Raw genomic sequence first — 13,057 nt, forward strand, 5'->3', positions numbered from 1 at the left:
ATGCCGGTTCGGCGTAAGCGAGCGTGTGAAATCAAAGGCTTAGTACCCCCTGCCGATCGGCAGCGGGAACTAAGCAGCCAATTGCTCGGGCGCCGGGCGCCCGAACATCAGATCATCGAGGTTCTCGACCGGATCGCCGGAGCGGATCAGGCCCTTGCAGGCGCCCTGCTCGGCGATGTCGCCCACGAACACGGCGCCGATCAGCCGGCCCTCCCGCACCAGCAGCTTGCGGTAGAGCCCGGCCCCGGGATCGGACAGGACGATCGCCTCGGCATCCTCGGGGGTGTCCACGAGGCCGGCGGAAAAAACCGGCAGCCCGGAGACCTTGAGGCTGGTGGCGAGCGACGTGCCGGCATAGGCGGCGTTGTGGCCGGCGAGGTGCCGGGCCAGGGTGTCGGCCTGCTCGTAGGCCGGCTCGACCAGCCCGTAGATCAGGCCGCGATGCTCGGCGCATTCGCCGAGCGCGAAGACGCGCGAATCCGAGGTGGTCATCCGGTCGTCGACCTTGATGCCGCGGCCGATCTCCAGCCCCGCCCCCTGGGCCAGGGCTATCGAGGGGCGCACCCCCACCGACATCACCACGAGGTCGGCCGGCAGCACGGTCCCGTCGGCGAGGACGAGGCGCTCGACCTTGCCGTCGCCCTCGACCCGGGCTGTGTCGGCCTTGAGGATCACCCGGACGCCGCGGGCTTCCATGGCGCGCTTCACCAGACCGGCGGCGTGGTGATCGAGCTGGCGCTCCATCAGCCGGTCCATGACGTGGAGTAGCGTGGTGTCGACCCCCAGCCGCGCCAGCCCGACCGCAGCCTCGAGCCCGAGCAGGCCGCCGCCGATGACGATTGCCCGGGCATGCTGCACGGCGGCCTTGCGGATCGCGGCCACGTCGGCGAGGTCGCGGAACGTGATGACGCCCGGCAGCTCCATGCCTGGCTTCGGCAGCCGGATCGGCAGGGAGCCGACGGCGAGGACCAGCTTGTCGAAGGGCAGGACATGGGTCTCGCCGACCATGACCAAGCTGTTCTCGCGGTCGATCTGGGTGACCGGGGCGCCGGTAATGAGGCGGATGCCGTGGGCGGCGTACCAGTCAAGGCCGCGGAACTCGCAGGCTGCCTCGTCGACTTCGCCGCCGAGCAGCGAGGAGAGCAGAACCCGGTTATAGGCCGCCTTCGGCTCGGCGCCGACGCAGGTGACGTCGAAGCGGCCAGGTGACCCTTCGGTCAGGCGCTCGAGGAATCGAAGCGAGGCCATGCCGTTGCCGACCACGACGAGCCGCTCGCGTGGCAAGCCGGTCTCGGCGCGCGCATCGTGTGCGCTGGTGTCCATGGGGGATGTCGCCATCTCTGGATCGCGTCTGGAACCTCGAGTGCAGGATCGTCGGCGGACCGCCCACGAAAAAGCCGCTGCCGGTCATCCCCCGGGCAGGCTTTAAGCCTCAGGAGAACCGGATCAGCGGCCTCGCTGACGGCGCTGCCCGTCGTCGTTGACGGACGCGAGTATCAAAGCAGATCCCATGCCAAGCGCGGGGCGCAGTTCCAAGTTATTACAAGTGTTGATCAAATGTCGCCGTCACAGAGGCGCCCTCGCGCTATGAGGGGCGAGACCGCACTGCACAAAAAGCAGGCGGGCGGTCGCTTAAACGATCAGCGCGGCGGCAAGGGAGGGTGTCTGGGCTACCGTTTGATCATCGGAGACCGAGAGCGGCCAGATGGTTTTACGCCGTCATCGCAGGCGCAGCGAAGCGGCGAAGAGATGCTGCACCTGGAGATCGTGCGCCGCGCTGAGTTGCCTCGCTAGGACCGGGAGGTCCGCGACAACAAGGTCCAACCCTCCACCTCATCCTGAGGTGTGAGCGAAGCGAGCCTCGAAGGAGCCATCCAGGGATCGCGTGGCTGGCTGGAGGGCTCCTTCGAGGCCTCCGCTGCGCTCCGGCACCTCAGGATGAGGGCGTGCGTGGGAGGAGCACTCGAGCCCTGCAAGATCGAATCCGACGCTTGGGCCGGATCAGATCAGCGTCGAGAGCATCGCCAGCAGGCCCAGAGTCGGCATCGCGCCGGCCACGAGGACCCAATACCAGGCGGGGACACCGCCGGGACGGCGGTTGTCGTTGCTGGCGCGCGGGGCCTTGGCGCCGCGGCGAACATAGCGTCGAAGCTCGACCCGCCTCGGCGGATGCGATGTCGACGAGTCGGTATCGAGTTTACGGCATCCGGGCATGGCGATCGGGAAACGGCTGAGACCCGGTAACGTTCCGCGCTCGACTGTGTTCGGACATCACGTCGCTGACGAAATCGCCGTTTTGTCTATCGCCCTCAGGGCGCCAGGGCGGCTTGGTAGAGATCGGGCCAGAAGACCGTGGCCGCCTCCGAATCGAGGCGGTCGTCCCGGGAGATCTGCCGAGAGGCGCGCATCTGCGCCACGAGCCAGCTTGCGGCCTCGGGACGCGGCGCCTGCACGGAGGCGCCGAGGTCGAGATGTCCCGGCACCGGCCGGGTGGCGCCGGCCGAATCCAGGATCGCGTCGCCCGCAAAGGCCCGGCCGATCAACTCGGCATCGAGGTTGAGGTAGGTCCGGTGGGCGAGGCGATGGATCAGGTCGGCGCGGTTGGCCGGGTCGGCGCACCATTGCCCGGCCCGCGCCACCGCCCGGACCAGGGGCAGCGTCGCGCCGTCGAGCCGCGCGGACAGGGCGAGCACTTTCTCGGGGGCGTCCGGGGCGAGGTCGCAACCGAAGGCCGCGATCCGCCCGTGGCCTGCCGCCACGGCCACGTCGTTCCAGGGGGCGCCGGTGCAGTAGCCGTCGACGAGGCCTCGGGCCAGGGCCTCGACGCTGTGCTGGGGCGGGACCACGACCGTGCGGAACGCCGTGGGATCGAGGCCGCCGGCCTCCGCGAACAGCCGCAGCTGGTAGGTGTGGCAGGAGAACGGATGCACGGTCCCGAGCGTCAGCGGCCGGCCCGCATCCCGGCGCTCGGCCGCCACCCGGGCGAAGGCGCGGGCCACGTCGGCCAGGGCCTCGCTCTCCGGTTCCATCGCGGCCCAGAGCGCGCGGGACACCGTGATGGCGTTGCCGTTGGCGCTGAGCTGCAGCGGTACGATCAGGTCGGACGGCGGCCCGGACAAAGCAAGGCGGCTCGCCAGGGCCAGCGGCGCCAGCATGTGCGCACCGTCGAGATGCCCGAGGGCCAGACGGTCGCGCAGGGTCGCCCAGGACGGCTCGGCCGAGAGGTCAAGCTCCAGGCCCTCGGAGCGGGCGAAGCCGAATTCGTGGGCCGCGATCAGCGGCGCGGCATCGCAGAGCGGGATGTAGCCGAGCTGGAGCCTCATCCGAGCAGATCCGCCGTGGTGACGATGGCCCGGGCGATGTCGGCGATCTTGCGCTTCTCGTTCATGGCCTTGCGCCGGAGCTGCTTGTAGGCCTCGTCCTCGGTCAGCCCCTTCAGGTTCATCAGGATGCCCTTGGCGCGCTCGATCAGCTTGCGGTCGGCAAGCTCGCCGCGGGCCTCGGATAATTCGCGCTGGAGCCGCGCGAAGGCGTTGAAGCGCAGGATCGCGATGTCGAGGATCGACTTGATCCGCTCCGCCCGCAGCCCGTCGACCACATAGGCCGAGATCCCGGCATCGACCGCGGCCTGCATCATGGTGGTGTCCGAGCGGTCGACGAACATCGCCACCGGCCGCTCGACCTGCCGGGAGACGCCCGACATCTGTTCCAGGATATCGCGGCTCGGGCTTTCCAGGTGGATCACCACCACGTCGGGCTTCAGGGCGGTGATCCGCTCCAGCAGATCGGCCGTGTCGGGGATCACCACGATCCGGCCGATGCCGGCCGCGCGCAGGCCCTCCTCCAGGATCGCCGCACGGGCGCGGCTCGGGTCGATCACGGCGACGGTGAGGTTGGATTCGGTCATCGGGGCCCGGTCGGCGCGGGTCTTCTCAAGAGGGGGCGGCCCGGTCCGGGCGCCCCCGGCCAAGCCAATAGCCCAAGCAAGGTGTATGCCCCGCGGGGATCGCCAGCGTTACCGCCAGGCAAAGAAACGGTCCAGCTTCCGCCGCAATGCTGGGGGCATGTTGGCCCTCTCGGAACGATCGCGGGGATGGTGAAACGGATGCGCAGGCCAGACCAGCTTGCCCTGACGGACGCCGCCACCGGGCGCGTGTCGATGCCGTTCCTGCCGACCGTGGTGGTGGTGGCGATGTTGGGCATCGCCTCCCTCTATTGCCCCTCATCGACGCAGCCGACCCCGCCGGAGGCTCGCGCCGAACTGATCGCGCCCGAGGCCCCGTCGCCCACCGCCTTCGCCAAGCCGGTGGCGATCCCGGAGACGGTTCGGCGCCCGGCCTCCCTGGCCTTCGCCGAAATGTATCCCCTGGCCCCGACTCAAGCCGCAAGGCCTGCGCTCGCGGCGCGGGCGACGTCGCATATCGCGACCGCGGGCCGCCATCCCTGCCCCGGTCGCCGCTGCCCGGAGACACCCCAGCGCGTGACCGATCCGCTGGCGGCCGGCCGCGCCGAGGCCCCGGAGGCGGACGAAGCCGGGCTTCTGCCGCCCGCCGCCCTGCCTTTCGCCGCCTCGGTGGCCGAACGGCTGGCGCCCGCCGCCCGCGCCGTCGGCGATGCGGCCAGCCTGATGCGCGACGGCGCGGCGGCCGTACAGGGCTCCGTCGCCCTGGTGGTGGCCGACTGCCTGCGCTGACGCGCGTCGGTCCGACGGCACGGCATTCTATTCGGCCCGGCTTAGCGTGCGACCACCTCTGGACCTCGCAACCGGGCGTCCTAGGTGCGTTGCAGCGGATGGTCGGGGACCCGGCCTCGCGCTGGAGCCGAGGCCGGATGGCTGCACGCATCGAGGATTATGCACTCGTCGGGGATTGCCGCAGTGCCGCGCTGATCAGCCGGCAAGGCAGCGTCGACTGGCTGTGCTGGCCGCGCTTCGACGCCGCCGCCCTGTTCACGAGCCTGCTCGGCACCGAGGCGCACGGCTTCTGGAAGATCTTTCCTGAGGCCGAGCATGTTGAGACCAGCTGGGCCTATCGTCCCGGCAGCCTCGTGCTGGAGACCCGGCACAAGACCCGGCTCGGCGAGGTCCTGGTCACCGATTTCATGCCGGTCGGCGACGGCTCCCACTTGGTGCGCTTGGTCGAGGGCGTGCACGGGCGCGTCGCCATGCGCATGGAGATGGCGGTGCGGTTCGATTACGGCTCCGCGGTGCCGTGGGTCTCGCGCTCGGAGCTGGGCGACCTGCGCGCCGTCTCCGGCCCGCACAAGGTCGTGCTGCGCACCGATGTCCACCTGAAGGGGTCGGAGGCGCAGACCACCGTCTCCGAGTTCACCGTCCATGCCGGCGAGCGCCATCGCTTCGTGTTGAGCTACGGCCCGTCCCACGAGGACGATCCGACCCCGATCGAGCCGCGCAGGAGCCTTGAGGCAACCGATCAGGCTTGGCGTGAATGGTCCGAGCGCTGCGCCGGCGGCACGGCCTGGGACCGGATGCTGCAGCGCTCGCTCCTGACCCTGAAGGCGCTGATCTACGAGCCCACCGGCGGCATCGTCGCCGCGCCGACCGCGTCCCTGCCCGAGGGCCTCGGCGGCGAGCGCAACTGGGATTACCGCTTCTGTTGGCTGCGCGACTCCACGCTGACGCTGATCGCCCTGATGGATGGCGGCTATATCGACGAGGCGCGCAACTGGTTGGGCTGGCTGCTGCGGGCGGTGGCCGGCAACCCGGAACAGGCGCATATCCTCTACGGCATCGGCGGCGAGCGCCTGCTGCCGGAGATCGAACTCGACTGGCTCCCCGGCTACGAGAACTCGAAGCCCGTGCGGATCGGCAACGCCGCGGCCTCGCAGTTCCAGATCGATGTCTACGGCGAGCTGTTCGACGCGCTCTATCAGGCCCATGCCCGCGGCCTGCCGGTGAGCAAGGACGGGTTGCGGGTCGGGCTGGCGATTCTCGGCCACCTGGAAAAGGCCTGGCGCAAGCCCGACGAGGGCATCTGGGAGGTGCGCGGCGGCTCGCGCCATTTCACGCATTCCAAGGTGATGGCCTGGGTCGCCTTCGACCGGGCCCTGCGCATGCACGAGATGCACGAATCGGGCGCCACCGAGGAGCAGGCCGTGCGCTGGCGCGCCCTCCGGGACGAGATCCACGCCGAGGTCTGCGCCAAGGGCTTCGACCCCGAGCTCAACAGCTTCGTCCAATCCTATGGGGCGAAGGCGCTGGACGCGAGCCTGCTGCTCATCGCCCATACCGGCTTCCTGCCGCAGGACGATCCCCGGGTGGTCGGCACCGTCGAGGCGATCGGCCGGGACCTGATGCGCGACGGCTTCATCCTCCGCTACGAGACCGAGGGCCAAACCACCGACGGCCTGTCCGGCAACGAGGGCGCCTTCCTGCCCTGCACGTTCTGGTACGCGGACAACCTGATCGGCCTCGGAAGGCGTGACGAGGCACGGGCGATCATCGAGCGGCTGATCGGCATCTGCACCGATCTCGGCCTCGTCAGCGAGGAATACGACGTGCAAGCCAAGCGGCTTGTGGGTAACTTCCCCCAGGCGTTCACCCATGTCGCGCTCGTCAACACGCTGCTCAGCTATACGCGCGGCGAAGGGCCGGCGGATCGGCAGGGTGGTAAGGCCAACGGAGCCCCTCCCGCCGTCCTTCGGCAGCGTGAAGCCGACAAGCGGCACGCAAGAGGCGAACTGGAAGACGCGACATCATGAGCGGCGCTGACACTCCCGCCAAGGCGGGCTTCGCTGAGATCGATACGCTCAGCATCAACACCATCCGGACGCTGGCGATCGACGCGGTGCAGAAGGCCAATTCCGGCCATGCCGGCGCGCCGATGGGCCTCGCCCCGGTCGCGTACACCCTGTGGAACCGCTATCTCCGCTACGATCCGGCCCATCCGCACTGGCCGAACCGCGACCGCTTCGTGCTGTCCTGCGGCCATGCCTCGATGCTGCTCTACGCCCTGCTGCACCTCGCCAACGTCGCCGAGAGCGACGGCGGCAACGCGCCGGCGGTGACGCTGGAGGAGATCAAGAAATTCCGGCAGCTCGACAGCCGGACCCCGGGGCACCCCGAGTACCATTTCACCACCGGCGTCGAGACCACGACCGGCCCGCTGGGCCAGGGCGTCGCGAATTCGGTCGGCATGGCGATCGGCGGCCGCTTCCTCGGCGCGCGCCTCAACCGGCCCGAGCTGCCGCTGTTCGACTACAACGTCTACGCGATCTGCTCGGACGGCGATCTGATGGAGGGCGTGGCCTCCGAGGCCGCCTCGCTCGCCGGCCATCTGCGGCTCGGCAACCTCTGCTGGATCTACGACGACAACACCGTCACCATCGAGGGCCACACCGAACTGGCCTTCGGCGAAGAGGTCGCGACCCGGTTCCTGGCCTATGGCTGGCAGGTGCTGCGGGTGGCCGACGCCAATGACCTGCACGCGCTGGCCGGTTCGCTCGAGACGTTTCTCGCCACCAACGACCGGCCAACCCTGATCGTCGTGAAGTCGGTGATCGGCTACGGCGCCCCGAAGAAGCAGGGCACCCCGAAGGCGCACTCGGACGCGCTCGGCGAGGACGAGGTCAAGGGCGCCAAGCGCGCCTATGGCTGGCCCGAGGATGCGCAGTTCCTGGTGCCGGACGGCGTGCAGGAGAACTTCCGCGATGGCATCGGCCAGCGCGGCGCTGCCCTCTACGATGCCTGGCAGGGCCTGCTCGCCAAGGCGCGCGCAGCCGATGCCGACCACGCCGAGGACCTCGCCGCCCTGCTGGAAGGCCGCCTGCCCGACGGCTGGGACAAGGACATCCCGGTCTTCGAGCCCGACGCCAAGGGCATCGCCACCCGGGAATCCTCCGGCAAGGTGCTCAACGCGATCGCGCAGCACGTGCCGTTCATGCTCGGCGGCTCGGCCGATCTGGCGCCGTCCAACAAGTCGAACCTCACCTTCGAGGGCGCCGGCTCGTTCGGGCCGTTCTCGCCGGGCGGGCGCAACCTGCATTTCGGCGTGCGCGAGCACGCGATGGGCTCGATCGTGAACGGCCTCGGCCTGTCCGGCCTGCGGGCCTATGGGGCCACCTTCCTGGTGTTTGCCGACTACATGCGCCCGCCGATCCGGCTCGCCTCGCTGATGGAGCTGCCGATCTTCCACATCTTCACCCACGACTCGATCGGCGTGGGCGAGGATGGGCCGACCCACCAGCCGGTGGAGCAGCTGCTGTCGCTGCGCTGCATCCCGGGCCTCGTCACCCTGCGCCCGGCCGACGCCAACGAGGTCGCCGAGGCCTACCGGGTGATCTTCTCGCTGAAAGATCAGCCGGCCGTACTGGCGCTCTCCCGCCAGCCGCTGCCGACCCTCGACCGCACCAAGTTCGGCGCGGCCGCCGGCACCGCCAAGGGCGCCTATGTCCTGGCCGACAGCGACGGCACCCCGGAGGTGATCCTGATCGGCACCGGCTCGGAAGTGCAGCTCTGCGTCGGCGCCTACGAGGCGCTGAAGGCTGAGGGCGTGAAGGTCCGGGTGGTGTCGATGCCGTCCTGGGAGCTGTTCGAGCGCCAGGACAAAGCCTACCAGGATTCCGTGCTGCCCCCCGCCGTCAAGGCGCGGGTCACCGTCGAGCAGGGCAGCATCATCGGCTGGGACCGCTACGCCGGGACCGAGGGCACGGTCATCGGCATGGATACGTTCGGCGCCTCGGCCCCGATCAAGGATCTCCAGACCAAGTTCGGCTTTACCCCCGAGAAGGTGCTGGAAGCCGCGCGGGCGCAGCTCGCCAAGCACAAGACGTAACGCTTATTCCCCTCCCCCTTGTGGGGAGGGGCAAGGGGTGGGGGTGGTGCAGAAGGCACCGGAGCGCCCCATCCTGACCGACCCCCACCTCCGGCTCCTCCCCACAAGGGGGAGGAGAGGCGGAAGCGGTGCGGTTCGCAGACCGTCGACGAGGAACCGACATGAACGCGCTCAAGGCCCTGCACGACGAACAGGATCAGGCGGTTTGGCTGGACTTCGTGGCCCGCGGCTTCATCCAGAAGGGTGAGCTGAAGCGCCTCGTCGAGGAGGACGGCCTGCGTGGGGTCACGTCCAACCCGTCGATCTTCGAGAAGGCGATCGGCCATTCGGAGGAGTACGATGCCAGCCTGAAGGCCGTGCAGGAGACCGGCGACAGCCGCGTCATCGACCTCTACGAGGGCTTGGCCATCGCCGACATCCAGGCCGCCGCCGACGTGCTCCGCCCGGTCTACGAGGCGAGCGACGGCGCCGACGGCTACGTCAGCCTCGAAGTCTCGCCCTACCTGGCGCTCGACACCGAGGCGACGCTCCACGAGGCCCGGCGCCTGCACAAGGCGGTCGCCCGCGACAACCTGATGGTGAAGGTGCCGGCGACGCCGAAAGGCATTCCGGCGATCCGCCAGCTCACGGCCGAGGGCATCTCCATCAACGTGACGCTCCTGTTCTCGCAGGAGGCCTACGAGGCGGTGGCCCGCGCCTTCGTCGACGGGCTCGACGAGCGGGCCAAGGCCGGCCACGACGTGTCGAAAATCGCGAGCGTCGCGAGCTTCTTCATCAGCCGGATCGACGTGCTGGTCGACAAGCTGCTCGACGAGAAGATCGCCGCGGCCAACGACCCCGACGAGAAGGCGGCGCTCGGCCAGCTCAAGGGCAAGGTCGCGATCGCCAACGCCAAGCTCGCCTACCAGCGCTACCGCAAGATCTTTTCCGAGGCGAAGTGGACGTCGCTATCGGAGAAGGGCGCCAAGGCGCAGCGGCTGCTCTGGGCCTCCACGGGGGTGAAGAACAAGGCCTATTCCGACGTGCTCTATGTCGAGGAGCTGATCGGGCCGAACACCGTCAACACCATGCCGCCCGCCACCATGGACGCGTTCCGCGACCACGGCACCGTCCGGGCGACGATCGAGGAGGACGTGCCGGGCGCCGAGGCCGTCATGGCTCGGCTCGCTCGCGCCGGCATCGACATCGAGGTTGTGGCCGAGCAGCTTGTGAAGGAGGGCGTGCAGCTCTTCATCGACGCCGCCGACAACCTGCTCGGCGCGGTCGCGGGCAAGCGCGCCGCGCTGCTGGGCCAGCGCCTCGATGGCCAGAGCCTGGTCATGGACGACACCCTCGCCGCCGAGGCGAAGAAGACCGTCGAGGCCTGGCGGGCGAGCGGTTCGATCCGCCGGCTCTGGGCCGGGGATGCCACCGTCTGGTCCGGCCATGACGAGGCGAGCTGGCTCGGCTGGCTGCACATCGTCGAGGAAGAGCTGGAGAAGGCCGCCGACTACGCCGCCTTCTCGGAGTGGGTGAAGCAGGAGGGCTTCACCGATGCCGTGGTGCTGGGCATGGGCGGCTCCAGCCTCGGCCCCGAGGTGCTGAGCCTGACCTACGGCCAGCGCGAGGGTTTTCCGAAGCTCCAGATCCTCGATTCGACCCACCCGGATCAGGTGCGCGCCCTGGAGGCGAGCATCGATCTCGGCCGCACCCTGTTCATCGTCTCGTCCAAGTCCGGCTCGACGTTGGAGCCCAACGTCTTTCGCGACTACTTTTTGGGGCGCGTGAAGGAAAAGCTGGGCGACCGGGCAGGCGATCACTTCGTCGCCGTGACCGACCCGGGCTCCGACATGGAGCGCGCAGCGCAATCCGATCAATTCAAGAAAATCTTCTACGGCGTGAAGCAGATCGGCGGGCGGTACTCGGTGCTGTCGGCCTTCGGGCTGGTGCCGGCCGCGGCCCTGGGGCTCGACGTGAAGGCGCTCCTGGAGACGGCCCGGATCATGGTCCGCTCCTGCGGGCCGGTGGTGCCCCCCTCCCAGAACCCGGGCGTGCTGCTCGGCACCGCCCTAGGCGCGGCGGGTCTCGCTGGGCGCGACAAGGTGACGGTGATCGCCTCGCCCGGCATCGACAGCTTCGGCGCCTGGGCCGAGCAGCTGATCGCCGAGTCCACCGGCAAGCAGGGCAAGGGCTTGGTGCCCGTGGATGGCGAGCCGGCAAGCGTCCCGGCGGTCTACGGCCGCGACCGGTTCTTCATCTATCTCCGCCTCGACGGCCACGCCGAGGAGGCGCAGGACGAGGCCCTGCGCGCCCTGGAGCGTGAGGGTCACCCGATCGCCCGCATCACCCTCGACTCCGTCGAGCAGCTGCCGCAGGAATTCTACCGCCTGGAGATGGCCACCGCGGTGGCCGGCGCGGTGCTCGGCATCAACCCGTTCGACCAGCCCGATGTCGAGGCCAGCAAGATCGAGACGAAGAAGCTGTTCTCGGAGGCCGAGCGCAACGGCGCCCTCCCCGCGGAGACGCCGCTGTTCGCGGACGACGCCATCGCCCTCTACGCCGACCCGAAGAACGCCGAGGCCCTGCCCCAGGCCACCGACGGCCTGGAGGCGGCGCTGAATGCGCAGGTCGCCCGCCTGAAGGACGGCGATTATCTCGGGCTCCTCGCCTACGTGCCCCGCGACCCGAAGGCCGCCGGCATCCTGCAGGAGGCGCGGCTCGCCGTGCGCGATGCCCGCAAGGTCGCGACCTGCCTGGAATTCGGGCCGCGGTTCCTGCACTCGACCGGGCAGGCCTACAAGGGCGGCCCGAACACCGGCGTGTTCCTGCAGATCACCGCGGAGCCCACCGAGGACCTGCCGATCCCCGGCCGGGCGCTCGGCTTCGCCACCGTGGTGGCGGCGCAGGCCCGGGGCGACTTCGCGGTGCTGGCCGAGCGCGGCCGCCGGGCGCTGCGGGTTCACATCAAGGGCGACCTCGATACCGGGCTGAAGCGCATCGCGGCGGCGTTGAAGGCCGCGGTGGCTTAAAGGGCGGACGGGTCTGGCCGCCCTTTCCCGGGCGCATGAAGCGTCAGCGGAATGCGACCCGGGACCCAGCACAAGAGCGCGCGAAGCGTCGAGACATCGAAACCCAGCGTCGAATGCGAGCCGCTGCGCGGCGCTTTTCTCACTGGGTCCCGGATCACCTTTCACTGCGTTTCAGGTGTCCGGGAAAAGGGTGCGCCACATTGTTCAATGTTGGCGTAGCCGGCGAAGCACTCAAACCCCGCGCCGCGGGGGCGATCGGTAAGGGATGGCAGCAATGCAACTCGGCATGATCGGTCTCGGCCGGATGGGCGGCAACATCGTCCGGCGGCTCCTGCGCGACGGGCACACGGCCGTGGTGTTCGACCAGAACCCGGCGGCGGTCGCCGGGCTGGTGGAAGCCGGCGCGGTCGGCGCGTCGAGCCTGGAGGATCTGGTCTCCAAGCTCGAAGTGCCGCGCACAGCCTGGGTGATGCTGCCGGCGGGCGCGATCACCGAGGAGGCGGTCAAGGCGCTGGCCGGCCTGATGCAGGCGGGGGACTGCGTCATCGACGGCGGCAACTCGTTCTACGGCGACGACGTGCGCCGGGGCATCGAGCTGAAGGCCAAGGGCCTGCACTACGTCGATGTCGGCACCTCGGGCGGCGTCTGGGGGCTGGAGCGCGGCTACTGCATGATGATCGGCGGCGATAAGGAGACCGTCGACCGCCTCGACCCGATCTTCAAGACCCTGGCGCCGGGCGTCGGCGACATCCCCAAGACCCCCAACCGCGAGGGTCGCGATCCGCGCGCCGAGCAGGGCTACATCCATGCCGGCCCCACCGGCGCCGGCCACTTCGTCAAGATGGTCCATAACGGCATCGAGTACGGCCTGATGCAGGCCTATGCCGAGGGCTTCGACATCCTGAAGCACGCCAACTCGGAGGCGCTTCCGGCCGAGCGCCGCTTCGACCTGAACATGGGCGACATCGCCGAGGTCTGGCGCCGCGGCAGCGTCGTGTCCTCCTGGCTCCTCGACCTGACCGCCCAGGCGCTGGCCGGCGACGAGAATCTCCAAGACTTCTCCGGGTACGTCGAGGATTCGGGCGAGGGCCGCTGGACCATCAACGCCGCCATCGAGGAGAGCGTGCCGGCCACCGTCCTGTCCAACGCCCTGTACCGCCGCTTCCGCTCCCGCGAGCAGGAGAGCTACGCCGACAAACTGCTCTCGGCCATGCGCAAGGGCTTCGGCGGCCACCAGGAACCGAAGAAGTCGTGAGG

At 69.5% G+C, this 13,057-nt stretch carries 9 protein-coding genes; 5 read left to right on the forward strand and 4 right to left on the reverse strand.

All coding sequences use genetic code 11. The annotated features are described in order from the left end of the window. Positions 1 to 69 precede the first annotated feature (69 nt). The 4 genes from MKL20_RS29035 to MKL20_RS29050 form a co-directional block, all read right to left on the reverse strand. Positions 70 to 1,323 carry an NAD(P)/FAD-dependent oxidoreductase gene (locus MKL20_RS29035; protein ID WP_244039587.1) on the reverse strand — a complete coding sequence of 418 codons (1,254 nt, stop codon included), beginning with the start codon at positions 1,321 to 1,323 and terminating at the stop codon, positions 70 to 72. A 678-nt stretch (positions 1,324 to 2,001) separates the two neighbouring features. Next, positions 2,002 to 2,214 (reverse strand): hypothetical protein, encoded by a 213-nt coding sequence (locus MKL20_RS29040; protein ID WP_244039588.1) that lies wholly within the window; start codon positions 2,212 to 2,214, stop codon positions 2,002 to 2,004. Positions 2,215 to 2,309: 95 nt separating this feature from the next. Beyond that, a complete protein-coding gene (locus MKL20_RS29045) occupies positions 2,310 to 3,323 on the reverse strand; it encodes a CmpA/NrtA family ABC transporter substrate-binding protein (protein ID WP_244039589.1) in 1,014 nt (337 codons plus the stop codon). Further along, complete coding sequence (locus MKL20_RS29050) at positions 3,320 to 3,907, reverse strand: ANTAR domain-containing response regulator (protein ID WP_007562443.1); 588 nt, start codon at positions 3,905 to 3,907, stop codon at positions 3,320 to 3,322. The genes MKL20_RS29045 and MKL20_RS29050 overlap by 4 nt, the downstream gene beginning before the upstream one ends. Before the next feature lie 198 nt (positions 3,908 to 4,105). Here MKL20_RS29050 and MKL20_RS29055 point away from each other — a divergent pair, with 198 nt between their 5' ends. The 5 genes from MKL20_RS29055 (at position 4,106) to gnd (ending at position 13,055) form a co-directional block, all read left to right on the forward strand. Next, positions 4,106 to 4,693, forward strand: coding sequence for a hypothetical protein (locus MKL20_RS29055; RefSeq protein WP_244039590.1), 588 nt, complete (start codon positions 4,106 to 4,108; stop codon positions 4,691 to 4,693). Positions 4,694 to 4,791: 98 nt separating this feature from the next. Continuing rightward, a complete protein-coding gene (locus tag MKL20_RS29060) occupies positions 4,792 to 6,720 on the forward strand; it encodes a glycoside hydrolase family 15 protein (RefSeq protein ID WP_279595053.1) in 1,929 nt (642 codons plus the stop codon). Then, positions 6,717 to 8,792, forward strand: coding sequence for a transketolase (gene tkt / locus MKL20_RS29065; RefSeq protein WP_244039592.1), 2,076 nt, complete (start codon positions 6,717 to 6,719; stop codon positions 8,790 to 8,792). Before MKL20_RS29060 ends, tkt begins: the two co-directional genes overlap by 4 nt. A gap of 161 nt (positions 8,793 to 8,953) precedes the next feature. Next, a complete protein-coding gene (locus MKL20_RS29070) occupies positions 8,954 to 11,800 on the forward strand; it encodes a bifunctional transaldolase/phosoglucose isomerase (RefSeq protein ID WP_244039593.1) in 2,847 nt (948 codons plus the stop codon). Between the two features lie 274 nt (positions 11,801 to 12,074). Then, positions 12,075 to 13,055: a phosphogluconate dehydrogenase (NAD(+)-dependent, decarboxylating) gene (gnd, locus tag MKL20_RS29075; protein WP_244039646.1), complete on the forward strand. Its 981-nt coding sequence runs from the start codon at positions 12,075 to 12,077 to the stop codon at positions 13,053 to 13,055. The last annotated feature ends 2 nt before the right edge of the window (positions 13,056 to 13,057 follow it).

This window comes from Methylobacterium sp. E-066 (genome assembly GCF_022829635.1).
In the GTDB taxonomy this organism is placed as follows: domain Bacteria; phylum Pseudomonadota; class Alphaproteobacteria; order Rhizobiales; family Beijerinckiaceae; genus Methylobacterium.